This is a genomic window from Kribbella albertanoniae, from assembly GCF_004348455.1.
Taxonomy (GTDB): Bacteria; Actinomycetota; Actinomycetes; order Propionibacteriales; family Kribbellaceae; genus Kribbella; species Kribbella albertanoniae.
Genome location: NZ_SMKA01000130.1, coordinates 1 through 23,804, shown reverse-complemented (window position 1 = coordinate 23,804; position 23,804 = coordinate 1). Strand labels below are relative to the sequence as shown.

The window sequence follows — 23,804 nt, the reverse complement described above, 5'->3', positions numbered from 1 at the left end:
CCCCGAAACCAGCCACCCCACCCTGTGGACAACCCGGACAGAGAACTCCCCGTGACCGCGCCGGGTCACGGGGAGCGTCGTACTCAGTTGGTGGTCTTGGCGGGGCGCATGACGAAGTAGGCGATGAGGACTGAGACGGCGAGGATGGCGGCGGCTACGGCGAAGGCGAAGTGGTAGCCGTTGGTGAGGGCTTGGAGGGGGTTGCTGCTGCCGGTGGTGTTGGTGGCGGCGAGGGTGGCTAGGACGGCGAGGCCGAGGGCGGCGCCTACCTCGCCCATGGTGCCGATGAGGCCGGAGGCGAGGCCGGCGTCCTCGGGCTGTACGTCGGCCATCGACAGGCCCATCAGGGCGGGGAAGGCGATACCGCCGCCGAGGCCTAGCAGGGCGAGTACCGGCAGGACGTGTACGACGTAGTTGCCGTCGACCGGGGCTTGGGTGAAGAGGACCAGGCCGAGGGTGACGAGCAGCAGTCCGGCGATCAGGGGGCGGCGGGGGCCGAAGCGGGTGACCAGCTTCTCGGAGTAGCGGACCGAGAGCAGGCCCATCACCACGGTGGTCGGAAGGAACGCCAGTCCGATCTCCAGAGCGTCGTACCCGAGCACTCGCTGCAGGTAGAGCGAGCCGAGGAAGAAGATGCCGAACATCCCGGAGGCGGACAGTGCCTGCACCAGGTTCGCGCCGGAGAGGTTGCGGGAGCGGAAGATGCGCAGCGGCACCAGCGGGTTGGCTGCGGTCGCCTCGCGGACCACGAAGCAGATCAGCAGGGTGAGCGTCAGCAGACCCAGTGCGACGGTCCGACCTGCCGTCCAGCCCAGCTCCGCGGCCGGCTTCACGATGGTGAACACACCGAGCATCAAAGCCGCAGTGATCAGGACAGCGCCCGGTACGTCGGTTCCGCGCCCCATGCCGAGGCCCTTGTCCTTCTCGATCAGCTTCAGGGCCAGGGCGACGGTCAGGATGCCGATCGGCAGGTTCACGAAGAAGATCCAGTGCCAGCTGATCGCCTGGGTCAGAACGCCACCCGCGAGCAGACCGATCGAGCCACCGGCCGAGGCGACGAAGGCGTACATCCCGATCGCCTTGGCCTGCTCCCGCGGCTCGGGGAACAGTGTGACGATCATGCCGAGGATCACCGCGGAGGTGAGCGCGCCACCGATGCCCTGGACGAACCGTGCGATCACCAGCACCTCCTGCGAGGACGCCAGCCCGCACCACACCGAGGCGACGGTGAAAACGACCAGTCCGGCGATGAAGATGTTGCGGCGCCCGAGCAGGTCGCCCAGCCGCCCGGCGAGGAGTAGCAGTCCGCCGAACGCGATCAGGTAGGCGTTCACTACCCACGCCAGTGAGGAGCTGGTGAAGCCGAGGTCGTCCTGGATGGCCGGCAGGGCCACGTTCACCACGGTGACGTCGAGCACGATCATCAACATGCCCGCGCACAGTGTGTAGAGAGCGAGCCAGCGCGAGCGGCCGCCCTGCGTGGCCGGCGTGGTCGCCAGGGTGTCGGTCGTCGCGTACATCTGAGTCTCCTTGAGTTCTTCGAGAGGGCCTTTACACCCTTACGTCGAACCGGAGGGGCTCAGATTGACACGTCGCCCGAATCTTTTTCTTCAGACTCCGTACGGCGTTGTCCGCCGCCCAGCCAATAGGCGATGAGTGCCGGGACCAGTCCGGACCCGATCACGAGCAGTGTCGGCACCTGTGACGCCAGCGCGAACCAGGTGAGCAGGCCGATCACACCACCCGCCACCGGCAGCGACCGCCGGAGCAGGAACAGGTTGGCCTGCCGGAACACGGTCTTCATGGTCGCGTCGGTCCCCGCGTCGCGCAGTACCGCCAGTCCGCTCAGATAGAGCCCGACGATCATCCCGGTCAGCGGGATCAAGACCGCGAGCGCGAAAATCCGCACCGGGCCGCTGGAATTCGCCCAGAACGCCAGACCGAAGGCGAGCATCACGCCGCCGACGTACAGGCCGAATCCGGACATCCAGAACCGCTTGAACGCCCAGCGGAACTCGCTGAAGTACAGCCGCATCAGCCCGGTCCGCTCCTGGCTGATCGCCTCCGGGAGCACCCGCTGCAGCGCGAACGCCGCCGGGAACAGGGTGATGATTCCGGCGCTCAGCACCAGGAAGGTCAGCTGCAGCAGGAGCAGATCGCCGACCACTGTCAGTTTCGCCAACACTGCGTTGGTCCGGCCGCCGGCCTGGTCCACTGGTTCGCCTCCTCGTTTCAACGCGCATTCCGGATGTGCCAACTTTTGATCGTATGATCACAAACAATCATCCGAGATCACAGGGGGCCGCATGCTTGCACAGGAGCGCCATGAGCTGATCCTGCGGAGCCTGCGCCGGCACGGCCGGCTCCGCGTAGGTGAGCTGGTCGCCGAGCTGGGCGTTTCCGCGATCACAGTACGCCGGGATCTCGCCGAGCTCGACGGTGCCGGGCTGCTCCGCCGGGTGCACGGTGGCGCGATCGGCACCAGCCCGGCCGACCAGGGCTCGTCCGGCGACCGGCTGACGATCGGCATCGTGGTCCCGAGCGCGTCGACGTACTACACCGACGTGATCCGCGGTGCCGAGGCAACCGCGGCCCGGTACGGCGCTCGCCTGGTCCTCGGCGTGTCCGGTTACGACGCCGACGTCGAGCTCGAGCGGATCGACAAGGTGCTCGGGATCGGCGTCGCCGGCCTGCTGCTCAGCACCGCGTACGGCGACGCCGACGCGCACCGGATCGGCAGCCGCCTGGACGAGATCGACGTACCGCTGGTCCTGATGGAGCGCGCCTTCGGGTTCCCGGAGGTCGGTCGCGAGTACGACCACGTCCGCACCGATCACGCGTACGGCGCCATGCTCGCGCTGCGCCATTTCGTCCAGCTCGGCCACCGCCGGATCGCGGTCAGCCTGCAGCCGACAGTGACGGCGTACTGGCTGCGGCGCGGGCTCGAACAGGCGGTCGACACGCTGGGTGTCGACATCTACGTGTCGGAGCGCGAGCTCCCGCAGACCGGCGACGACCCCTACTCCCTGGCCCAGCTCGACGCCTTCCTGATCGAATGCGAAGCCTTCGGCTCCCGCGCCGCCCTGATCCACTCCGACGAACACGCCGCCCGCCTGGTCGAGCGCGCGATGGAACGCGGCCTCCGCGTCCCCGAGGACCTGGCGATCGTCGTCTACAACGACGTCACCGCGGCACTGGCCGTCGTCCCCCTGACCGCCGTCTGCCCACCCAAGTTCGCCCTCGGCGAGACCGCCTGCGACCTGCTGCTCCGCAAACTCCAGTCCAGCCAGGGCCCGGTGCAGCATTTGTCACTGCTCCCGACGCTCAATGTCCGCGCCTCGTGCGGAGCGCAAACGGTAGATTCAGCTCATGGACTACGAGCAGTTCAGGGTTGAGCACGACAAGGTGTGGGCGCTCCTCGGCGAGGCGACCCTGCCGCAGAGCCTGCCGAACGATATCGCTCGCCTGAAGGAGATGGCCGCCGCGATCAACGATCCGGCCGACCGGCGTGACGCCGACAACATGGTCGCGATGATCGAGTCGATCGTGGACGAGAGTCTCAGCGCGAAGGACGAAGAACCCTGGTCGGACGCCATGAACGAGGCCATCCGCGTCCACCTCGAGGCCAGCGACGACAGTGGCACGCCGGCTGAGCGCATCGCCCGTGCGCGCGCCGGGATCCAGGCCATCGGCCGGATCGCCGACAGAGCACCCGAGCACGAGCGGAACGCCATCATAGAGATGAACGGATCGCTGCTGATGCTGGCTGAGGCGCTGGAGCCCGACGCCGAGTGAAGGTCACGACCTACCGGGAGCTGATGGCGGAGCAGGCCCGGGCCGCCGTCAGAGTCTCCGGTGCCCACCACTCGTCGTGGAACGGCAAGGTCGGCGCTACCGATCCCAACGAGAAGATCCGTGGTTCGGTCGGCTGGGACCACACCATCAACTACTCCGACGAGTTGGTGACGGTCCCGCTCAAGGACATGTTCGAGAACTCCCGGGTCTACAACCAGGATCCGGCGACACTTCGGTCCTACCGTGAGGCAGTCAAAACCGTCCATCACGAGAACACCCACGCACTCGCGGCGGAGGGTACCGAGCACGTCGACGGCCAAGCGGCGTACCAGAACTCCGCGGAGCGGGCGCTCGAAGAAGGCATCACCGAGGTCCACAGTTACGACAACCTCAACGAGTACATCGACGAGCTCGGGCTCGAGGAGATCGCTCCCGGCATCAAGTCGGCCGAGGCGCAGCCGTCGTACGACCACTACACGCCCGCCGCGCGCCGCTTCACCGAAGGTATCGGGCGGAACGCCGGGGTCGAGCCGTCCGAGGTCGTGCGTCGGCTCGCTGTGGTCAACCCGGCGGAGAAGTTCCGTACCGCAGCCGAGGTGCTCTACGAGAACTCCGACCTGCCCGGCAAGATCCCGGAACAGGAACGGGAGGCGGCGATCGGGCGGATCGAGGCGGCGATGAAGCCGTCGTTCTCCGATCTGGAGAACCTGAAGACGGAGCCCGACAAGGAGAAGATGCGGCGTCAGTCCGCGATTGCGGGGGCCCGAGGTGCCCAGGCTGGCGTCGACGAGGTCAAAGCCCTCAGTCGTGAGTGGAGCCAGCCGGCGCCGGAGACGCGCGTGGAGCGCGGGGTTGCGACTGAGCAGGATCGATCGAACGGTCAAGCGCCGCAGGAATCCGCGCCCCAGCAGACCGCCGACGGCGCGCAGCCGCAGGAACTGCCGCCGGACCTGGCGGCCGCCGTACATGCCAGTCGTTCTGGCTCGGAACCGCTCAGTTCGGCGAGTCGGTTGAGTGAGGATCAGATGGGTTCGCGGCGGTCGGGGACCGACTCGTCCCCGGAACGCAGCCCGGAGATCCAGCGCTGACGTCGGTTCGCTCGAGCGGAACTGTGATCGCTCTGGTTCCGGAACTGATCGATAGTGATCATTCGAAGCCTGAACTCTTGACGAGGAAAGCCCTTTCCCATACTTTCGCTGCACTTGATGCGAAGGAGTTCCCCTGTGAGACGTTCTGTGGGACTGACAGTGCTGGCCACGGCCCTTGCCGTCGTGGTCAGCAGTTGTGGCAGCGGGGTGATCGACAAGAGCACGGACGGTGTTCCGCCGGCCGAGGCCACTGGGACGCTGCGGGTGCTGCTCCCGTCGTTCCCGCCCAGCAACGAGGGGCGGCAACAGTTCCAGAAGGTCATCGACGACTTCCACAAGGCCTATCCGAAGATGAAGGTCGAGCCGGACTTCGCGACGTACAACAATCTCAACGAGAAGATGTCGACCTCGATCGCGGCGGGCTACCCGTACGACGTGATGGTCACCGGCGTCGGCTGGATCCAGCCGTTCGCCTCCAAGCGCATCTTCGCCGACCTCGGCGACTTCGGTCTGACCCCGGACGTGATCCGGGAGAAGAGCCTGGCCGCACTGATCCCGGCGGTCACCTACGACGGCCGGATGTACGGCTACCCGTTGCTCGCGGACACTCGTGCGGTCGCGCTGCGCAAGAGCGCGTTCATCGAGGCCGGGCTGGATCCGGAGAAGCCGCCGACGTCGCTGGCCGACATCAAGATCGCGGCCGAGAAGCTGACCAAGCGGGACAGCAAGGGCAACATCACCCGGAGCGGCTTCGACCTCGCGTCGTCCAGTGGGTTCCGGCAGTCGTTCACGACCTTCCTGGCCTCCACCGGTACGCCGCTCTACGTCGGAGGCGAGCCGAACTTCGACAATCAGGCCGGGCTCGACACCCTGCTCTGGATCAAGTCGATGATCAACAATGTTCAGCCGTACGGACAGGTGAACGCCGCCCAGCAGCCGCTGGTCTACTCCGGTGAGGCCGCGATGGGCATCGTCGGCGGTGCGGTCGACTGCAGCACCGGCGGTAAGGGCATCGGCCAGAAGAACTGCGACGACCTGAAGTTCTTCCGCTTCAACAGCGGTAAGGAGATCGAGTACATGGGTGGCGACCTGGCCTCGATCGGTTCCCGCAGCCGGCACAAGCAGGCGGCCTGGTCGTTCATCCAGTCGCTGACCAAGCCGGACACCCTGGACGCGATGGCCAAGCTGAACCGGAAGCTCCCGGCGTACAAGGACGCGGCCAACTCGCCGCAGGCGAAGTCCAACCCGCTGAGCAAGTTCGTCGCCGAGGGTCTGGACAAGGCCGCGAACGAGAACGAGGTCCCGCCGAACTGGCTCGAGATGCGGGGCAACTTCGACATCCAGCTCACCCAGGCGGTCCTCGGACAGAAGGATCCCGCGAAGGTGCTGCACAACCTGGCAGGACAAAGCCGATGAGCACAACTCTCGAGCGCCCGGCGCTCGCCACCTCGCGCAAGGGTGAGGTCGCCAAGGACAAGGGCACGCTGACCCGCAGCCAGGTCCGGACCGGCTGGACCCTGCTGGCGCCGGCGCTGTTGCATTCCGGCATCTTCATCGTCATCCCGGTGATCGCCGTACTGGCGCTGAGCCTGACCGACTACAGCTTCGGCGACACCTGGTCGTGGGTCGGCTTCGGCAACTACACCGAGCTGTTCCGCGACGTCGACTTCCTGGCCTCGCTGTGGCACACCGTGCTGTACGCGCTGGTCGTGATCCCGATCTCGATGGCGATCTCGCTCGCGGTCGCGATCGGGCTGAACCAGAAGATCCGCGGGATCGGCTTCTTCCGGACCGCGTTCTACATCCCGACCGTCACCGCGACGGTCGCGGTGGCGACGATCTGGCTGTGGATCTACAACCCGGGCTCCGGTCTGGCGAACGGATTCCTCAGCCTCTTCGGCTTCGCGCCGAACCGCTGGCTGGCCGACCCCGGTACGGCGCTGGGCTCGCTGATGGTGGTCGGTATCTGGCAGGGCCTCGGCACCAAGATCATCATCTACCTGGCCGCGTTGCAGGGCGTTTCCCGTGACCTGCTGGAGTCCGCCGACATCGACGGCGCTTCGCGGTGGCAGAAGTTCCGCAACGTGACGCTGCCGGCGCTCGGCCCGGTGCAGTTCTTCGTGCTGATCACGTCGATCGTCGGCACCTTCCAGGTCTTCGACCTGGTCTACGTGATGACGCGCGGTGGGCCCGGCAGTGAGACCCGCGTGCTGGTGCTGGACATCTACCAGAACGCGTTCCAGGACCTGAAACTCGGCTATGCGTCCGCCGAGACCGTGATCATGATGATCGTGATCGCCGTCTTCATCGGTGTCGGGCGCCTGCTCCAGAGGGCGGATACCAATGACTAGCGCCACGTTGCCGGCGGTCGTGCCGGCCTCGACGAAGCCGTCGGCGGTCCGGCCGGGCCGGATCCTGCTGTACGTCGTACTGATCATCGGTGCGCTGCTGATGGTCACGCCGTTCCTGTGGATGGTGCTGACGGCATTCAAGAGTGAGCTCGAGATCCTCAAGTTCTCGTGGCTGCCTGGTGAGCTGCGGTGGAGCAACTTCACCGAGGCGATGCAGTCCGCGCCGTTCCTGCGCTACTTCCGCAACAGCGCGCTGATCGCCATCGGCGAGACGGCGTTCACGTTGGTGGTCTGTACGACGGCCGGGTACGCGCTGGCGAAGCTGCCGCTCAAGGGCGGCAAGTTCATGCTCGGCTACTTCATCGTGCTGCTGCTGGTGCCGTTCCAGATCATCCTGGTACCGCTGTTCATGATCGTGAAGTCGATCCCGCTGTTCGGCGGCAACAACATCCTCGGCCAGGGCGGCATCGGCTGGCTGAACTCCTGGTGGGGACTCATCATCCCGCTCGGCGCCGCGCCGTTCTTCACCTTCCTGGCCCGGCAGTTCTTCGTCTCGCTACCGGACGAGCTCGCCCAGGCGGCCCGCGTCGACGGCCTCGGTGAGTTCGGCATCTTCTGGCGGATCATGACGCCGCTGATCAAGCCGGCCCTGATCACCATCGCGGTGTTCCAGATCGAGGCCGCCTGGAACGGCTTCCTCTGGCCGCTGATGATCACCACCTCGGACGAGATGCGCCCACTCCAGCTGGGGCTGGCGATCTTCTCCCAGAACCCGGCCGAGATCCAGTGGCCCTATTTGATGGCCGGTACGGCGCTCGCGACCCTGCCGATGATCGTGCTTTTCGTGTTCGCCCAGAAGCGCTTCATCGAAGGCATGGCGAACGTCGGCATCAAGGGCTGACGGGGCCCGTACAACTCAAACAGGTGCTCACCCCGCCCCGGGTGAGCACCTGTGAGTTCCCCCCACAATCCGGCGATCCGAAGAAGCACCGGAGCGTTCCGCTGGCCCCCCACCGGCACGCTCACCTGTTTATCGTCACAGTCCGCCGTCCGTTACACCTCCGTACGGTTTTTTCGCCATTTCCCCGAACGATTTCTTCTCCGTCAGCCGATCTTCCAGAAATCGTCACGTCACGCACAGTCACGATGACACTGAGTAGTAAAAATGGCCGGAGTGGTCCCAAGGCCGGTGAGGGCTCTCGATACGAGCTGGTACGACGTTGTGCACGGTTCAACCATGCGCGTGGCCCGGATGTGGTTGAGGGGTGCTCAAGGTGAGCTGGCCGGGCGACGTTGAGCACGGTTCAACCGTTTCGCGGGGTGGCGGATGGTTGATGGATGCTCAAGGTGACTGCCGCTCCAGGATCTCGGGAGCGTATTTCGTTCGCGACGTGTTTGATGCGCTGACAGACTCGCGGGATGGATGAGGCGGTGCGGGGTAACCGGGCGGTTTGGGAGCGGGCTTCGGAGAAGCATGTTCGGGAGTACGACGAGCTGCTGGAAGAGGCGCGGGGTGGGCGGGAGCTGTTTCCGCGGGAGCTTGAGTTGTTGGGACCGGTGCTTTCCGGCGGTCCGACTGTCGTGCACTTTCAGAGTGGGCATGGGGTGGACGATCCTGCGCTTGTGCGTGCGGGGGCGCGGGCTGTGGTCGGGATCGACTACAGCGTGGTCGCAGCGGGAGCGGCGCAGCGGCGGGCGGCGGAGGTCGGCGTACCGTGCCATTACCTTGCTGCTGAGGTCCCCGGCGTACCGGTGCGTGATGGATGTGCGGACCTCGTTTACACCGGCAAGGGTGCGGTGATTTGGATGCGCGATCTCGATGCTTGGGCTCGGGATGCGGCGCGGGTGCTGCGGCCTGGCGGCAGCCTCTTCGTGTATGACGCGCATCCGGCGGTGCCACTGTGGTCCTGGGACGAGGATGAGCCGCGGATTCGTTCGGACCGCAGCTACTTCGCGGAGTCCCATGTCAACGACACGTTCCCCGGCAATGGCGCGCGCGAATGGCAGTGGACGCTCGGCCAGATCGTCACCGCGATCACGCGGGCCGGGCTGCGGCTCGACGTACTGGAGGAGTACGCCGAGCCGTTCTGGCGGCCGGGCGACGGGCACACAGCTGCTGCCTGGTCCGGTCGCCTTCCGAACGCCTACGCCCTACTGGCTCACAAGTAGGACAGTAGAGACGCCTCCTCACGGTCCAGGTGGGCCGTGAGGAGAGCGACGATGCGGTCGATCTCGGGGAGCAGGTCGGGCTGCGGTGTGGTGAGGAGCTTCTCCAACTCCTCCAGGTGTACGGCGAGTTGGTCGTGCTCTGCCTGCAGTACGGCGATCTCGTCCGCCAGCTCGGGGTGCTGCTGAAGCAGTCCCGGGAAGATGCCGCCGGATTCGCCGGTGTGGTGATGATGCAGGCCCTGGCACAGTGTGAGGCAGTTGACGCGCAGCTGCGCACCGACCCCCGCCGTGCCGGACGTTGCAACCTCCTCGCGGATCAACGCGAGCTCCTGCCGGAACGCGGTATGGATCCGGACCAGCAGATCCGCGAACGAACCGCTTCCACGCGGCGGCCCGATCTGCTTCTGGGTAAGGGCGATCACGGGAATCGTTCGCGCCGTACCGGCCTGGTACTCACCCCAGCCCTTGTCCGCCTCGACGAGCCGGGCGAACACGTCATCCCGCTCGGTCCCGGTGAGCGGCACGGCGTCTGCCTGGTAGGTGAACAGGCCCGTCTCGACGGTGACCTCGGGGTTGGCGAGCAGGTTGAGATACCAGTCCGGGTGCTTGTCGTCGCCGCCGGCCGAGCCGACGACCAGGACGCGATCGCCGTCCGGGTAATACCCGATGACGGCGGTGTGCTCGCGCCCGGACCGGCGTCCAGTCGTTGTCAGTAGCAACATTCTTCCGTCGGCGAACGGCCCGCTCAGCTTGCCGTTGTTCGCGCGGAACTCAGTAATCAGTGCATCGGTAAAAGGGTTCGGCATTCTCTTCTCTCGGTTGGGGATACTGCGCTGGTGCGATGAGAGAGAAGACATGGGCGGCCCGCGGGCGGCCCCTCCGGCGCTCAGAGAGCGACCGGGAACCCAACTCGTGCATGGCGTTTAGCCGACCCGGTAGTCACGTCGTACACCTTAGACGGACCGCCGGCCCATCACAATCGCTTTCACGCTGACGCAACCACGCCTGGGCACGCCGGCGGGGAGCAATTGTGATGGCGTGCAGGTCCGCCTAGTCGCGCCCCATCCAGGTGGCCACGCAGACTTCGTTGCCCTCGGCATCTTCCAGCACCCACCACTTCGGCGCATGCTCGTCCGAGACCAGGCGCCCACCCGCAGCCAGGGCTGCCGCCACCCGAGACTCAGCCTGGTCGTGGCCTACCGCCACATCCACGTGAATCCGATTGCGCCCAACCCGCGCGACATCCATCGGTTGGAACCCCACCGCGGGCCCGCGGCGCAACGGGTCGAACAAGTAGTCGTCCCCGATCTGCCCGTACCCCAGCACTGCGCGCCAGAACGGCAGTACATCGGCACCCACCAGCGCATCCACGCTCACATTGACGACCTGCACCACAGTCGGGTCGGCCCGCAGCCCAAGCTCCGCCGCCACCCCGGAGATCCGCCGAGCCAACCCCACATCCCGCCGGCCCAACGAAACCGTCACCCCCGCGGCCCGTAGGTCAACCGCGAGGTACTCCGCCGCTTCCCCGACAACCGGCTCGAGCGCGCCCACGAACGCCGTACCCTCCGCCAGCGACCCGGTCCGGAAGTGCGCCGAAACCAAGTGATAGACCGACCGCCAGTCCTCAACCCCTTCGGCCGAATGGAACTCCCCAGCCGTTACCCGATCGCCCATACCGGTGAACCTAACAGCGATGTCACACGGCTGGGCTCCCGCGGGTCTATACGTTGATCAAGGAAAGGACATCCGAATGAAGACCCTCCTCGTCACCGGTGGTACCGGGCGGCTCGGGCGGCCGACAGTCGACCGACTTCGTGCTGCTGGTCACTCGGTCCGCGTGCTGAGTCGCCGTACCGGCCCCGGGGTGATGACCGGCGACCTGACCAGCGGCGACGGCGTTGCGGCTGCCATCGACGGCGTCGATCTGGTGGTCCACCTGGCTACCGGTCAAGGGCGCCGAGATGTACAGCAGACGCGCAACCTGCTCACCTTCACCCCGAGGACGACGCACGTGATCTACATGTCGATTGTCGGCATCGACCAGATCCCGCTCGCGTACTACCGCTACAAACTCGAGGCCGAGCATCTGGTCGAAGCTCACCCGGCGCACACGATCCTGCGTGCCACTCAGTTCCACGACCTCTTGGATCAGGTCTTCGCTCTGAAACTCCCGGCCTTGTTTGCCCCGGCAATCCCGCTGCAGCCGATAGCCACCGAAGACGTCGCCGCCCGCCTCACCGAACTGGTCGCCGACCCCACTCCCGGCCGAGCCCCCGACATCGGCGGCCCCGAATCCCACGCCGTACCGGACCTCGCCCGCCTCTGGAAGTCCGCTCGAAGCTCCCGCCGGCCGGTCGTCCCGGTCCGCGTCCCCGGCAAGATCTTCCACGCCTTCGCCGCCGGCGCCGCCCAGGTCCCAGGCCCGCCGTACGGGACGATCACCTTCGCCGACTACCTCGCCGGCAAGAGCTGATCGGCCACTTGCAGTGAATCGACCACGTCGCTGATGAAGAGCCAGTCCTCGATCAGCGGGTTCTCCAGTGGGAACGAGCGGAGGATCTCGGTCGCTGCCGCAACGATGGCCGGTTTGGGATCCCCCGCGGCCAAGCGATCGGCGACCGATTCGTGCGCGGTGCGGAGCAGGTCGCCGTACCAGGCGAGGTGTTGTGACGTGGTCTGCGGCCCATGCCCGGGGAAGACCAACGTCGACGTGGTGCAGAGAGTGAGGGCGTGCTCGACCGCGGCGAGTACGCCGAGCGTGGAGGCGCCGGCCGCGGTGTCCACGAACGGATAGGTCGGGACGCCTTCCATGTTGACGAAGATGTCGCCGGTGTGGATCACGTCGGCCTCGGCGAAGTGGACGACCGAGTCGGTGTCGGTATGGGCGACGAACGATCGTAGGCCCACTGACTCTCCGTTCAGGTCGAGCGTCAGCGCATCGCCGTACGTGAGAGTCGGCAGCGCGACCGCCGGATAGGCCTCCTGCTCAACCCCCATGTGCCCGGCGCGATGCGGTGCCGCCATCCGGTGCCTCGTCTGCGGTACGCCGACAACCGCGGCCCCGCCGCCGGCAAAGAGGGCCGCGCCACCCGCATGGTCATAGTGGAAATGCGTCGGTACGGCGTATCGGTAAGGCGCCGTTGTGAAGCTCCGGATCGCCTTGTCCACCAGTGATTGCATGGCATCGGAGTAGCAGTCCACCACCAGTACGCCGTCTGGTCCGTGCGAGACCAGCATGTTGCCACTGGGATGCTCGAGCGCGGTCAGCCGGTCCGACAGCCGCCGAATCCCGATCGGCGCGGTGACCAGCATCGCGTTCACCTCGGCCCGGCTGGGCACTTTGTGCGCGATCTCGTACGCCGTCATCGTGGTGCCTGCCCTGCGAACGGAACCGTGTCCTGGTACTCCCGCCACGCCACGATCAGCCCCGCGGCATCGAAGTCGAACGCCGCGGCGACCTGAGCCTCGAACACCAGCGAGCCGTCGTTCTTCACCAGCCGCTCGTACCGCTCGGACAGCACGGTCTGGCCTGCCCGGGCGACGTGCTGAACCTCGATCTCGAACCCACGAATCCCCGGCCCGAGCATCGCTCCCAGCGCTGCGACTCCCTGCTCCCGCCCGAGTGTCCGGGAGAGCCCGATGTTGTGCCAATCGATGCCTTCGGCAACCTGCTCCTGAAACGCCGCCAGCAGCGCCGCGCCGTCGGTGAACGACTCCAGGAACTGCCGGGTGAGCTTCTCCAGATCGTGCATCAGATCTCCTTCGCCAGTTGGGTGAGGCGAGTATGGGCGGCTTGCCCCACCCGGTCGAGATCGCCGCGTTCCGCCCCGGAAATCAGTCCCTGACCAGGCAATTCACGGTCGCGCGGCCGAGTTCCGCCGTACCTGCGCCGGCTCTAGGATGAGCAAATGCAGAGCCACGTCGACGCGCGCTTCCTCCGCGACATCGTCGAGCTGTGGGCCCTCGAGGAGGGCGCTGCCGCACGCCTCCCGGGCGAAGAGACCCTGATGCAACTCTTCGGCACCAACCGCAGCACGGTTCGCGAGGCCCTCGCTCTGCTCGCCCAATCCGGCCGGGTGGATCGTCGCCGAGGTGTCGGTACGGCGTGGGCTCCCACTGCACCCGTCGTCGACATCGGTCTGGACGCCTCGACATCCGCCGTGGGCCTGGTCAGCGAAGTACTGAAGTGGTTCGTGCTGGACGGACCGCCGCCGCTGACCACGATCCTGCCGGTGGACGAGGGCGAGGCCTGCCTGATCGTCGAGGTCCGTAACTGGAGCCACGGCACCGTCGCGGCCGTCGGCACCTTCTATGTGCGCTCACCTGAACACGAGCACCTCAGCCGCGACACGTTCACCAACGACCTGCCCGCCACCCTCCGCGCCGCCGGAGTGGTCCTTTCCACTGCTCGAACCACCCTCCGCGCAGTCCTCGCCGACGACGCGGACCGCGTCCTCCTCCAGGTCCCGGCCGGAACCCCACTCCTCCGCTCGGACAGCCTTGTCTCGGACGCAACCGGGCGCCCGGTGTTCTTCGCCCAGGCCCGGAGCGCCGATGCCTACCGCTACCAGACTCCTTAGTCGACGTGCAGGACTGCCTTGCCGGTGATGCGGCGGTCCAGCAGGGTCTCGATCGCGGACGGGGTCTCCCGCCAGGAAGTCTCCAGTTCGACCTGACCGTCCAGCCGACCGGCGGCGACGAGTCGGCACAGTCGGGTCAGGTCGTCGGCGACGCTTCCCGGTTCGTCGAAGTTGTTGAGGGTGTAGATCCGGGCTCCGGGTGAGCGTGAGTACCACCCGGCCCGGAAGCTGATCGGCCCCTCGTCTTGCTGAGTGGCGAGACTGACCACCACGCCGTGCGGTGCCAGGTGCTCAATCGACTGACCGAAGACCGTGCCTCCGACCGCTTCCACGATCAGGGCGAAATCACCCTCGATCCGCTGCGTGACCACATCCGCGCCGAGCAACTCGGTCACCGCGGAACGCCGTACAAGCGCTGTGACGTGCGCACCAGCCAACTGCGCCAGCTGTACGGCGAACCGTCCGACCCCGCCGGTCGCCCCGGTGACCAGCACCCGTTGGCCCAGCAACAGCCCGCCGATCTTGAGCGACCGCAACGCCGTCAACGCGGCCGTGGGCAACGTCGCAGCCTGTACGTCGGAAACGCCCGCCGGGAGCTCGGCCATCCACTGCGTCGGGATCGCGGCCAACTCCGCCCACGCACCCTTCCGCCGTACCAGCCCCACAACCCGCGTGCCGACCGCCGGCCCACTCCCGTCAGCCGCAGCCTGCACGACCTCGCCCGCCACGTCCCACCCGGTGACTGCTCCCTCCGGCAACTTCACCAGATCGAGCACCTCACCCTGGTTCAACGAGAACGCCCGAACCCGAACCACCGCCTGATCCGGCAGCGGCACCGGATCATCAACAGCAGTCAGGCGAACAGACCGACCAGCCTTAACGAGAGCAAGCACCCTCCCGACGATAGGCCGCAGGTTCCCAGCTCAGCGGCCGAAGCCCCGCCTCTGCCCAGAAAGGCAGCTCAGTGTGTTCTGCCACTGCGGCGCGCTACTGTCCGGCATGGCCTGTCGTGGATACTTTCTCGCCCTCGATGAACCCTCCGTCGCACTGCTGCTGGCCCAGGACGGCAACGACGAGGGACTGATCGAGGTCATCGACGAACTCGGCATGACCAACGCGCCGGACGAATGCGAAGTGGACAAGGCTTGGGACGGTATCCACCGCTGCCTTACCGAGGGGCGGCTCGGCGGTGAGGACGGCACCTATCCGCTGAACGCGGTCGTCCTCGGCGGTCTGCCGCTGCACCGGGGCGACGGCTACGTCGTCAGCTACAACACGCCGGCCGAGGTCCGCGAGGTGGCGGCCGCTCTCGCCGTCCTCGATCTTGACCCGTTCATCGCCAGGTACTGGACACTCGACCCGGACGATTACGGCGCCGCGATCGACCAGGACGACTTGGCCTACCTGACCTCCAACTTGCAGGAACTCACCACGTTCTACCAACGGGCCGCACAGGCCGGTTGGGCAACGGTCTTCGTCGTCGATCAGTAAGTACAGTCTCCGCATGACACGACCGCGAATGCGCATCGGGGCTGTCACGATCGCGGCAGCCCCGGCTCCACACGCCCGGGAGCTGGCCAGGTTCTACGAGCGCCTGCTCGGCTGGCGGATCGCCGAGGAAGGGCCGAAGGGCGGTTGGGTCCAGCTCCACCCGCCCGAGGGCGACCCGGACCGAACGCTGCTAGGCATCAACATCGAGTCCGACGAGGAGTACGAGCGCCCGGTCTGGCCGAGCAAGCCCGGTGCTCAGCACGCAACGGTGCACCTCGACATCGGCGTGGACGACCTCGACCAGGCCGTCGCCTGGGCCCTCGAGGCAGGCGCGACCCTTGCCGAGGAGCAGCCGCAGGAGCACGTCCGGGTCATGATCGACCCCGCAGGCAACCCCTTCTGCCTCTGCCGCTAGGGCCTTACGAAGGTATGATCCCCGCCTGGCGCTGCCGCCGTACACGCTGCGTCATGACCACACCGGGGATGCCGACCGCGAGCAGGGCCGGGATCGCGGCGACGATCGCGACCCAGAGAACGATGGCGAGATAGCCCAAGGCGGCGTTGCTCGTGTCCGCGTCCGCCATGACCAGGAAGACAATGCTCAGCACGACCGCCACCACGATGAAGACCGCAATGATGACTGCGAGCCAGACGAGAATGCGGGCCCATCGCTGGTAGCTCACGCTGACCGCCTGGGCCTGCGGTGGCCCGTACGCCTGGGGCGCACCGGGGAACTGGGCCGGATGATGGGCTGGCTGCTGGTCAGACATGGCGCCCAGTCTGACAGCCCGCAGGCGCCACTCGGCCGTACGACCTGGGCGGGATGACTGAGGGGCCGGCTCCCGGATCGGAAATCGGCCCCTCAGTGTGTTCAGCCCCTGCGGGTGACCACGTCGTACGTTGCCCAGTGGAAAGCTGGTCGGGTGGCCACTGCGTAGAGTGGCGGAGGATACGAGATTCGAACTCGTGAGGGGTTGCCCTCAACACGCTTTCCAAGCGTGCTGCCATGAGTCAGGTCCAGGCTGCGTGGTCGGGGTTCCACGTTTTGTTTTGTGTGCTGCCGCTGACGAGTGGGTCTGCGAAAGCTGTGATCAACGTGAGTGCGTCTGCGAAGTCGGGTGGGTAGTCGGTGGCGGTTGCACCTTGGCGTCGTACCCACGCGGTGTATGAGGACTGTCGTAGTCGTGGCAGGTCAGCGATGACTGAGCTGAGCGGCCTCAGTACGATCCCTCGATGTGCGGCCGTGGCGGCGAGAGCGGATGACACCTCGTCTGCGCCCAGGGCATTGGTACTCAGCAGGCGGTACAGGTCACCGTAGTCTCGGTCGCGGGTGTTGAGGTCGCCGAGTTCGATGGCGGTGGAGAGCTTTTCGGCGATGACGGTCGCCAGCGGATAGCCGAGGATGCTGAAGGTGTCCGCGGTCAGTAGCTGCTGGTACTCGATGAGCTGCGGCTCTGGAGTGACGGGATCTCCGAGACTGACGTCGAGTTGCAGCTTCAGGCGTGCGCGAGCGATGGAGGCCGGCATCACCAGGCGCAGCCCGTGATAGCGGCCGTCCTCGCGAATCGGCACAGTCTTCAGATTCGCCGCATCGAACGTGACGCCGTCGTCGATCTCGATGGTGGCGATCGTACTGATCCGTCGGGTGATCTCGCTGTCGTCGCCGATGAAAGCTCGCCCGAGGATGTCGATGTCCCGCGTCATGCGACGGGCACCGAATTGCGCCAGGAGCAGGCCGCCCTTGAGGACGAAATGCCTTCCGCCGTCCGGAGACGTGGCCAGTCGGTAGAGGAAGCGTTCAAGGACGTACTCGACCATGACTTCGTCGGTCGAGCGCTTGGCGCGGCGTGCGGAATTGCGGAGGTCGTTGTAGACCTGACCGGCGGTGGTGTCGCGCGTTGGGTTGACCATCAGGCAAGAACCGCCTCGACGGCTGGTCGGATGATGGAGAGTGCGTTCAGTTCGCGTGCGATGTGTTGGAGGTCGCCGACTCCGTTCGGGCCGCTGGTTCGCAGGTAGCGACCCAGCGCCGACAGAGCCATCGTTTGTCCGATGCGATGGCGGTGGCGCATGGCATCGACCACGCTGCGGGCTGCGTCATAGACGGGCACGAACTCTCCTGGGGCGGCTTCGTACTGCGCGATGTTGAGCTCGAAGGTCGCGACTGCGTACTGGGCGACAACGATTGGTGGGTAGGCGATTGCCGGGCGGCGGGTGCCCCGCGGTACGGCGATGTGGACGGCAGCTGGGATGTCGTCGATCAGCTCGTGAAGGGCGAGGGCGGATTCGCCGCAGACGACGGCGCGGGGAACCCGCGTGTGCACTGCCAGCAGATCGAGATGGGCGGTCTCGGGGGCATCGGTACGCCGATAGACGCCGCGCGTGAGCTCCACTATCGCGTCGTCGCCTACGAGCGTGGCCAAGTCCCGAGGCGACAGGTTCATCTGTCGTGCCTGCGCCGTCGTGAACGTCGAAGGCAGCGTCGTCACCCGTTGCTCCAGTCGAGGTGACTCCGATGGACCCATGTATCGAATCGTACCCCTTGAAGGCCATGAAGGGTGCGTTTTGATACACGGCGTCGGATGGGGGGCAAAGGCTTTGAATGACTGAGGGGCGGTTCCCGCATCGGGAACCGCCCCTCAGTGTGTTCAGCCCCTGCGGGTGACCACGTCGTACGTTGCCCAGTGGAAAGCTGGTCGGGTGGCCACTGCGTAGAGTGGCGGAGGATACGAGATTCGAACTCGTGAGGGGTTGCCCCCAACACGCTTTCCAAGCGTGCGCCCTAGGCCACTAGGCGAATCCTCCAAGCGGAGAGGATACGCGAGGGGATGGGAGTTGTGGAAATCAGGGGGCGAGCAGGGTGGGTGCCAGGGCTCGCCATTGGTTGGTGGGCTGGGGGCCGGTGATGCCGGTGATTACGTTGATGGCGACGTGGTCCGCGCCGGCGGTCAGGTGTTCGGACAGCTTGGCCTTGATGTCGGCGGGGGTGCCCCAGGCGGCCAGGGCGTCGACCATGTGGTCCGGCAGTTCTGCCTGGTCGGCCGGACTGAACCCCTGGCGTTCCAACGACGCGGCGTACGCGGGGATCGTCGGGAAGAAGCTGATGGTGTCGCGGGCGATCGCCCGCGCCTTGTCCGGGTCTGTCTCGTGTACGACGAGATGGCTCACGGCGAGCAGCTTGTCCGGCCCGAGCGTCTTGCGTGCCTCGGCGGTGTACGCGGGGGTGATGAGGAACGGGAAGGCGCCGGCGGAGTGGTCGCGGGCGAGCTCCAGCATCCGCGGGCCGAGGGCGGCGAGAACCCGGTGCTCGACGGGTACTTCGAGCTCTTCCAGGTACGCCGTCAGTCGTGCGATCGGATGTGGACCGTGCGCTCCGCCCAGGCCGACTGTGAAGCGGCCGGTCGATTCGAGGGCGGCGTACGTCGCTGCTACGTCGGCGGCTGGATACGTGACGACCGCCAGGACGCCGGTGATGAACTTGATCGAGTTCGTCGCGCCGATCAGATCAGCGACCGTCTGCAGTCCGGGCAGCGGACCGCCGGACAGCCAGATCGCGGGGTAGCCGAGTTCTTCGGCGGTCTGCGCGGCGGCGAGTGAATGCGGGCTGCTGTCCAGGCCGGTCGCGATCCCGAACCGGCCGAATTGATGATCTGTCACGTACTAAGCTTGCGGTGGCGTCGGCCCGGCGCGCGAGGGTGTTCGCTGACAGCGTGGAACGGGCGTGGACTGGGTGGCCCGATTCCCGGTCGGGGCACGCCATCCCGTACACTCATTGACGGTTCCCCGCGTGGCGGTATCTCGCCCAACTCCCCCAGGGCCGGAAGGCAGCAAGGGTAAGTGAGCTCTTCCGGGTGCGCGGGGAATCCTCATGTCCAGGCCCGATCACACCAGGCCCGTGAGGGAGCCCCGATGAGCGACGAACGCCGCTACCTGCAGGAACTGATCATCGCCGAGCTGGGCGTGCCGGCGGCCTTCGATCCGGAGTCCGAGATCGAGCGCCGGGTCGAGTTCCTCGCCGACCAACTCCGCCGTACTGGTGCGACGTCGTACGTGCTGGGCATCAGCGGCGGCGTCGACTCCGCGACCGCGGGGCGGCTGTGCCAGCTCGCGGTCGAGCGCGTCCGCGGTGAGGGTGGGCAGGCGACGTTCGTCGCGATGCGGCTCCCGTACGGCGTTCAGGCCGACGAGGCGGATGCGCAGCGCTCACTGGAGTTCATCCGGCCCGACGAGACGCTCGTGGTCGACGTGAAGCCGGCCACCGACGCCATGGTCGAGTCGGTGCGGCACGCCGGGTTCGGGGAGCGCGAGGACTTCCACGTCGGCAACGTCAAGGCGCGGCAGCGGATGATCGCGCAGTACATGGTCGCCGGCGCGCGCGGCGGTCTGGTGGTCGGGACGGACCACGCGGCCGAGGCCGTGATGGGCTTCTTCACCAAGTACGGCGATGGCGCGTGCGACCTGACTCCGCTCTCGGGGCTGACCAAGCGCCGCGTGCGCGAGGTCGGCGCTCGTCTCGGCGCTGCCCCGGACATCACCGGCAAGGTGCCGACCGCGGACCTCGAGACCAACAACCCCGGCGTCCCTGACGAGACGGTTCTCGGCGTCACGTACGACGAGATCGACGACTTCCTCGAGGGTCGTGAGGTCGACGAGAAGGCCGCGAGCACGATCATCGCGACCCATCGCCGGACGGCGCACAAGCGCGTCGTACCGCTCGCTTTCAACTGAGAATGAAGTCGGTCACCAGTCGCGTGTAGGCGTCCGCCGCCTCGGCATGCACGAAATGCCCAGCAGCGGTCGCCGAGTAATAGGTTCCACCCGGTACGTCGGCCTGGAACCGGGCGATCTCCGCCGGACTGGTGACCGGATCATGCGCACCCTTGATCAGCAAGGCCGGCTGGGTGATCTGCCCGAGTAGGGGCAACAAGGACTCGAGGAACTCCGGAGTCTGGGTGATCACCTCGGAGAAATGGCCGGACCGAGCGTGCAACTCGTCGGCGATCTCGGTGTCGGCCGGGAGCATCAGGTCCTTGGTGTCGGGGCCGAGGTAGAGCTCCATCCGGCGGTCGCCCAGCTCATGCAGGAGCGCGATCCGGTCGTCCCACATCTGCTTTGTCGCCGGGCCCTCGTGCGGCGGGAGCTGTACGGCGGGCGCGATGCGCTGTGCTGCCCGGACCAGGGTCTCGGAATTCAGCTGCACGTCCCAGGCCGGGTTCTCGAAGATGACCTTCGTGACGGTGTCCGGATGTGCAACGGCGTACCGGAGTGCCAGACGACCGCCGAATGAGTGGCCGAGAATCGACCAGCTCGCCAGACCGAGCGTCTCGCGGAGGGCCTCGAAGTCCGCGAGTAGATCGAGCTCGGTGATGGGCTCGGTAAGTGGGTCGGACTGCTGGACGCCGCGCTGGTCGACGCCGAACACGTGGAGCCGCTCGGCCAGTCGGTCGCCCTGGAACGAGAGGAAGTCGTACGAACCGGACCCCGGCCCGCCGTGCAGGAAGAGCAGTGGTGGCGCATCCGCCGCGCCACGGCGGTCGACGTACAGCCTGGTTCCGCGGACCTCGATCAGCATGCGCGGAGCCTAGGTGCTGAGCGTGTCTCGCGGCAGCCCCTGACAGCTTCAGACAGCTTCAGGCGCTGTGGGCGAGCTCGCGGAGGCGGTTGGCGAGGCGGGCCAGGCGGATGGTGGCGATGTTCCGGTACGCCGGGCGCAGGACCGTGGCGAGTGGACCGGTCTGCTCGAAGGTGTGGGTGACTTTGCTGTCCGGGCCGATGGTCCAGGTACCGACCTCGCGGAAGCCGGGGACCTGCCAGGTGATCTCGATCCGGTCCGCCTCGACGGCCGTGTAGTGCAGCTCGCCGGACAGGCCTGGGCGCACGCGCAACGCGTAGTGGGCGCCCTGCGCGGCCGCGGGTGGGCCGTCGATGGCGAGGAAGGCTTCGTTCCACTCCGGGAGGGTGAGGGCGTCCAGCAGGAGATGCCGGATGGCGGTCGGACCGGCCGGGATGGTGTCGGTGGCTTGCTCCATGTCTATCTCTCCTGGGCGGCTGTTTCTCTTGGGCGAATGGGCTGGGCGGGGTCGCGCCGGCGGGCCAGGGCGGCGCCGGCGGGGAAGCCGTCGGCGACGGCGCGGAGGGTCGCGATCGTCTCGCTGAGCTCGCGGTCGGCGACCAGGCTGTCGATGGTCCGGTGCAGGCGGTTTTCCGCGGTGACGATGCGGCGGTGCAGCGCGCGGCCCTGGGCGGTCAGGCTCAGCGCGAGGTAGCGCCGGTCCACCTTGTCGACACTGCGCTGCACCAGGCCCTGGGCAACGAGTCGATCCACGAGGCGGCTGGGACTGTTACCTGTCTCACAGACCAGCAGTCCGCCCAGTGCGTTCAGCGTGAGCGGACCGTGGTCGCGCAGGACCCGCAGAACCTCGGCCTGTGAGGGCGTGATCCCCAACGGGCGCAGCTCTGCGGCGAGCAGCCGGTTGCCCTCGCGCTGGATCGCCAGCACGAGATAACGCAGCTCCTCCAGAACCTTCATGCCCAATAGATTACACGACACGTATGTCATGTCATCTATCCGGGTGCAGGAAGAGTGCCGGAAAAAGTCCTGCTGAGGTCATGGTCAATGCGACACCGGGACTGGCACAGTGTCTGCATGAAGGGTCTGATGCAGGACTACCAGCTGTCCCTGGACACCATTTTCCTCCGGGCCGAGCAGTTCTACCCGGACCGGACCGTGCACACCGGCGGGCCGGCGCCGACGACGATGACGTACGGCGAGTGGGCCGCGCGGACCAGACGCCTGGGCGGTGTGCTGGACAATCTCGGGATCACCGCGGACGGCCGCGTCGGCACCTTCGCCTGGAATTCCGGGCGCCACCTCGAGCTGTATTTCGCTGCCCCGTGCACCGGCCGGGTGCTGCACACGCTCAACATCAGACTCTTCCCCGACCAGATCGTCTACATCGCCAATCACGCCGAGGACGAGGTCGTCTTCGTCGACCGCTCGCTGCTGGGGCTCTTCCTTCCGCTGCTCGACCGTCTCCCGCTGCTCAGACACATCGTCGTGATGGATGATCTGCCCGCCGGTGCGCCCGCTGTCGAGGTGCCGGACGACCCGCGCTTCCACGACTACGAGGAGCTGCTGGCCGCTGTCGAGCCGGTCGAGTTCCACGTCGAGGATGAGAATCAGGCAGCCGCCATGTGCTACACCAGCGGTACGACGGGGAATCCGAAGGGCGTCGTCTATTCGCACCGCTCGACCTGGCTGCACTCGATCGGCGTCCTGACGAACTCCGCGATCGGCCTGGCCGAGACGGACACCGTGATGCCGGTCGTGCCGATGTTCCACGCGAACGCCTGGGGCCTGGCGCACGCAGCACCGATGGCCGGCGCGAGCCTGGTCTTCCCGGGACCGGACATGAGCCCGGCGGGCATCCTCAAGCTGTTGAAGGAGCAGGACGTCACGTTGGCGGCCGGCGTCCCGACCATCTGGCAGGGGCTGCTGCCGCTGCTGGACGGGGTCGAGCTGCCCAACCTGCGGCGGATCCCGTGCGGTGGATCCGCGGTGCCGCTGGCGCTGTCCGAAGCGTTCCGCGCCAAGCTGGGCAAGCCGATCCTGCAGGCCTGGGGGATGACCGAGACCAGCCCGGTCGCGACCGCGGCTCACGTCCCCCCTCGCTATGCACACCTCCCCGAGGAGGAGCAGGCCCACTTGCGAGCCCGGCAGGGTGTCCCGATCCCCGGCGTCGAGGTGCGGATCGTCGAGCCCGGCTCGATCAAGCCGCTGCCCTGGGACGACGAAGCCACCGGTGAGCTACAGGTCCGCGGTCCCTGGATCGCGGCCGACTACTACCGCCCCGACGCCGGCGTCGTCCTCAACACCGAGGACGGCTGGATGAAGACCGGAGACGTCGCGGCCATCGACAAGTTCGGATCGGTCCGGCTGGTCGACCGGACCAAGGACCTGGTGAAGTCCGGCGGCGAATGGATCAGCTCCGTCGAGCTGGAGAACCTGCTGATGGCCCACCCCGACGTCAAGGAAGCCGCCGTCATCGGCGTCCCCCACCCCAAGTGGGACGAACGCCCCTTGGCCTGCGTGGTCCTGCAAGACGGCGCCACCGTCACCGGCGCCGAGATCCTCGACTACCTCCGCCCCCAGGTCGCCAAGTGGTGGCTGCCCGACGCCGTCGAGTTCATCGAAGAGGTCCCCAAGACCTCAGTAGGCAAGTTCTCCAAAAAAGACCTCCGAACCCGCTTCGCCAACTACCACCTCGAGTAACCCTCCCCACCAAGGGCTCCCGCCAACAGCGGGAGCCCTTACCTGTCTGTGGGTC

Annotated in this window: 27 protein-coding genes, 1 tRNA gene and 1 other RNA gene; 14 read left to right on the top strand and 15 right to left on the bottom strand. The window is 66.9% G+C overall.

All coding sequences use genetic code 11. The annotated features are described in order from the left end of the window. Positions 1-83 precede the first annotated feature (83 nt). Together E1261_RS25105 and E1261_RS25100 are read right to left on the bottom strand one after the other, a co-directional pair. The gene (locus E1261_RS25105; RefSeq protein ID WP_132410541.1) at positions 84-1,520 is read right to left on the bottom strand and encodes a DHA2 family efflux MFS transporter permease subunit; all 1,437 of its coding nucleotides are present in this window, start codon (positions 1,518-1,520) and stop codon (positions 84-86) included. A 59-nt stretch (positions 1,521-1,579) separates the two neighbouring features. Next, entirely contained in the window at positions 1,580-2,215 is a 636-nt protein-coding gene (locus E1261_RS25100) for a DUF624 domain-containing protein (RefSeq protein ID WP_132410539.1), read from the bottom strand. Between the two features lie 91 nt (positions 2,216-2,306). Here E1261_RS25100 and E1261_RS25095 point away from each other — a divergent pair, with 91 nt between their 5' ends. From E1261_RS25095 to E1261_RS25065, 7 genes are all read left to right on the top strand, one after another. Next, the gene (locus E1261_RS25095) at positions 2,307-3,395 is read left to right on the top strand and encodes a substrate-binding domain-containing protein (protein WP_132410537.1); all 1,089 of its coding nucleotides are present in this window, start codon (positions 2,307-2,309) and stop codon (positions 3,393-3,395) included. Then, positions 3,370-3,795: a hypothetical protein gene (locus E1261_RS25090; RefSeq protein WP_132410535.1), complete on the top strand. Its 426-nt coding sequence runs from the start codon at positions 3,370-3,372 to the stop codon at positions 3,793-3,795. Before E1261_RS25095 ends, E1261_RS25090 begins: the two co-directional genes overlap by 26 nt. Beyond that, entirely contained in the window at positions 3,792-4,883 is a 1,092-nt protein-coding gene (locus E1261_RS25085) for a hypothetical protein (protein WP_132410533.1), read from the top strand. Before E1261_RS25090 ends, E1261_RS25085 begins: the two co-directional genes overlap by 4 nt. Positions 4,884-5,018: 135 nt before the next feature. Next, positions 5,019-6,299: an extracellular solute-binding protein gene (locus E1261_RS25080; protein WP_132410531.1), complete on the top strand. Its 1,281-nt coding sequence runs from the start codon at positions 5,019-5,021 to the stop codon at positions 6,297-6,299. Further along, positions 6,296-7,234, top strand: coding sequence for a carbohydrate ABC transporter permease (locus tag E1261_RS25075; RefSeq protein WP_132410529.1), 939 nt, complete (start codon positions 6,296-6,298; stop codon positions 7,232-7,234). The genes E1261_RS25080 and E1261_RS25075 overlap by 4 nt, the downstream gene beginning before the upstream one ends. Continuing rightward, positions 7,227-8,135 (top strand): carbohydrate ABC transporter permease, encoded by a 909-nt coding sequence (locus tag E1261_RS25070; protein WP_132410527.1) that lies wholly within the window; start codon positions 7,227-7,229, stop codon positions 8,133-8,135. The genes E1261_RS25075 and E1261_RS25070 overlap by 8 nt, the downstream gene beginning before the upstream one ends. A gap of 518 nt (positions 8,136-8,653) precedes the next feature. After that, positions 8,654-9,403 (top strand): class I SAM-dependent methyltransferase, encoded by a 750-nt coding sequence (locus tag E1261_RS25065; RefSeq protein WP_132410525.1) that lies wholly within the window; start codon positions 8,654-8,656, stop codon positions 9,401-9,403. On the opposite strand, the gene E1261_RS25060 is transcribed toward E1261_RS25065, so the two are convergent. After that, positions 9,394-10,209, bottom strand: a complete 816-nt coding sequence (locus E1261_RS25060; protein WP_132410523.1) for a nitroreductase/quinone reductase family protein — start codon at positions 10,207-10,209, stop codon at positions 9,394-9,396. The two genes, E1261_RS25065 and E1261_RS25060, sit on opposite strands and share 10 nt — an antisense overlap. Before the next feature lie 244 nt (positions 10,210-10,453). Continuing rightward, positions 10,454-11,080 carry a VOC family protein gene (locus E1261_RS25055; protein ID WP_132410521.1) on the bottom strand — a complete coding sequence of 209 codons (627 nt, stop codon included), beginning with the start codon at positions 11,078-11,080 and terminating at the stop codon, positions 10,454-10,456. Between the two features lie 76 nt (positions 11,081-11,156). Between E1261_RS25055 and E1261_RS25050 the strand changes: the two genes are divergently transcribed. Then, positions 11,157-11,879, top strand: a complete 723-nt coding sequence (locus tag E1261_RS25050; protein ID WP_132410519.1) for an SDR family oxidoreductase — start codon at positions 11,157-11,159, stop codon at positions 11,877-11,879. Here E1261_RS25050 and E1261_RS25045 read toward each other — a convergent pair. Continuing rightward, positions 11,858-12,772 carry an MBL fold metallo-hydrolase gene (locus E1261_RS25045; protein WP_132410517.1) on the bottom strand — a complete coding sequence of 305 codons (915 nt, stop codon included), beginning with the start codon at positions 12,770-12,772 and terminating at the stop codon, positions 11,858-11,860. The two genes, E1261_RS25050 and E1261_RS25045, sit on opposite strands and share 22 nt — an antisense overlap. Next, the gene (locus E1261_RS25040; protein WP_132410515.1) at positions 12,769-13,158 is read right to left on the bottom strand and encodes a limonene-1,2-epoxide hydrolase family protein; all 390 of its coding nucleotides are present in this window, start codon (positions 13,156-13,158) and stop codon (positions 12,769-12,771) included. Before E1261_RS25040 ends, E1261_RS25045 begins: the two co-directional genes overlap by 4 nt. Before the next feature lie 156 nt (positions 13,159-13,314). Between E1261_RS25040 and E1261_RS25035 the strand changes: the two genes are divergently transcribed. Further along, positions 13,315-13,986, top strand: a complete 672-nt coding sequence (locus tag E1261_RS25035) for a GntR family transcriptional regulator (RefSeq protein WP_132410513.1) — start codon at positions 13,315-13,317, stop codon at positions 13,984-13,986. On the opposite strand, the gene E1261_RS25030 is transcribed toward E1261_RS25035, so the two are convergent. After that, positions 13,983-14,879 (bottom strand): zinc-binding dehydrogenase, encoded by an 897-nt coding sequence (locus E1261_RS25030; RefSeq protein ID WP_132410511.1) that lies wholly within the window; start codon positions 14,877-14,879, stop codon positions 13,983-13,985. The two genes, E1261_RS25035 and E1261_RS25030, sit on opposite strands and share 4 nt — an antisense overlap. Before the next feature lie 106 nt (positions 14,880-14,985). Between E1261_RS25030 and E1261_RS25025 the strand changes: the two genes are divergently transcribed. Together E1261_RS25025 and E1261_RS25020 are read left to right on the top strand one after the other, a co-directional pair. Further along, positions 14,986-15,477 (top strand): YfbM family protein, encoded by a 492-nt coding sequence (locus E1261_RS25025; RefSeq protein WP_132410509.1) that lies wholly within the window; start codon positions 14,986-14,988, stop codon positions 15,475-15,477. 13 nt (positions 15,478-15,490) lie between these two features. Next, on the top strand, positions 15,491-15,892 hold the full coding sequence (locus tag E1261_RS25020) for a VOC family protein (RefSeq protein WP_165952648.1): 402 nt from the start codon (positions 15,491-15,493) through the stop codon (positions 15,890-15,892). A gap of 4 nt (positions 15,893-15,896) precedes the next feature. On the opposite strand, the gene E1261_RS25015 is transcribed toward E1261_RS25020, so the two are convergent. The 5 genes from E1261_RS25015 to E1261_RS24995 form a co-directional block, all read right to left on the bottom strand. Then, on the bottom strand, positions 15,897-16,247 hold the full coding sequence (locus tag E1261_RS25015; RefSeq protein WP_202875009.1) for a hypothetical protein: 351 nt from the start codon (positions 16,245-16,247) through the stop codon (positions 15,897-15,899). Between the two features lie 241 nt (positions 16,248-16,488). Next, positions 16,489-17,388: a nucleotidyl transferase AbiEii/AbiGii toxin family protein gene (locus tag E1261_RS25010; protein WP_132410507.1), complete on the bottom strand. Its 900-nt coding sequence runs from the start codon at positions 17,386-17,388 to the stop codon at positions 16,489-16,491. Next, positions 17,388-17,966 carry a type IV toxin-antitoxin system AbiEi family antitoxin domain-containing protein gene (locus tag E1261_RS25005; protein ID WP_238176411.1) on the bottom strand — a complete coding sequence of 193 codons (579 nt, stop codon included), beginning with the start codon at positions 17,964-17,966 and terminating at the stop codon, positions 17,388-17,390. The genes E1261_RS25010 and E1261_RS25005 overlap by 1 nt, the downstream gene beginning before the upstream one ends. A gap of 228 nt (positions 17,967-18,194) precedes the next feature. Further along, positions 18,195-18,282 (bottom strand) — tRNA-Ser (locus E1261_RS25000). 39 nt (positions 18,283-18,321) lie between these two features. Continuing rightward, positions 18,322-19,134: a TIGR03620 family F420-dependent LLM class oxidoreductase gene (locus E1261_RS24995; RefSeq protein WP_132410503.1), complete on the bottom strand. Its 813-nt coding sequence runs from the start codon at positions 19,132-19,134 to the stop codon at positions 18,322-18,324. Positions 19,135-19,251: 117 nt separating this feature from the next. On the opposite strand from E1261_RS24995, the gene ffs reads away from it, so the two are divergent. Both ffs and nadE read left to right on the top strand, forming a co-directional pair. Beyond that, positions 19,252-19,348: signal recognition particle sRNA small type (ffs, locus tag E1261_RS24990), an RNA gene on the top strand. A 38-nt stretch (positions 19,349-19,386) separates the two neighbouring features. Beyond that, on the top strand, positions 19,387-20,205 hold the full coding sequence (gene nadE, locus E1261_RS24985; protein ID WP_132410501.1) for an ammonia-dependent NAD(+) synthetase: 819 nt from the start codon (positions 19,387-19,389) through the stop codon (positions 20,203-20,205). On the opposite strand, the gene E1261_RS24980 is transcribed toward nadE, so the two are convergent. From E1261_RS24980 to E1261_RS24970, 3 genes are read right to left on the bottom strand one after another with little or no spacing between them, the layout of a single operon-like run. Next, entirely contained in the window at positions 20,198-21,049 is an 852-nt protein-coding gene (locus E1261_RS24980; protein ID WP_132410499.1) for an alpha/beta fold hydrolase, read from the bottom strand. The two genes, nadE and E1261_RS24980, sit on opposite strands and share 8 nt — an antisense overlap. 58 nt (positions 21,050-21,107) lie before the next feature. Further along, the gene (locus E1261_RS24975) at positions 21,108-21,506 is read right to left on the bottom strand and encodes an SRPBCC family protein (RefSeq protein ID WP_132410497.1); all 399 of its coding nucleotides are present in this window, start codon (positions 21,504-21,506) and stop codon (positions 21,108-21,110) included. A gap of 2 nt (positions 21,507-21,508) precedes the next feature. Then, positions 21,509-22,006, bottom strand: a complete 498-nt coding sequence (locus E1261_RS24970; RefSeq protein WP_132410495.1) for a MarR family winged helix-turn-helix transcriptional regulator — start codon at positions 22,004-22,006, stop codon at positions 21,509-21,511. 117 nt (positions 22,007-22,123) lie between these two features. Here E1261_RS24970 and E1261_RS24965 point away from each other — a divergent pair, with 117 nt between their 5' ends. Then, entirely contained in the window at positions 22,124-23,749 is a 1,626-nt protein-coding gene (locus E1261_RS24965) for a long-chain fatty acid--CoA ligase (protein ID WP_165952647.1), read from the top strand. Positions 23,750-23,804 lie beyond the last annotated feature (55 nt).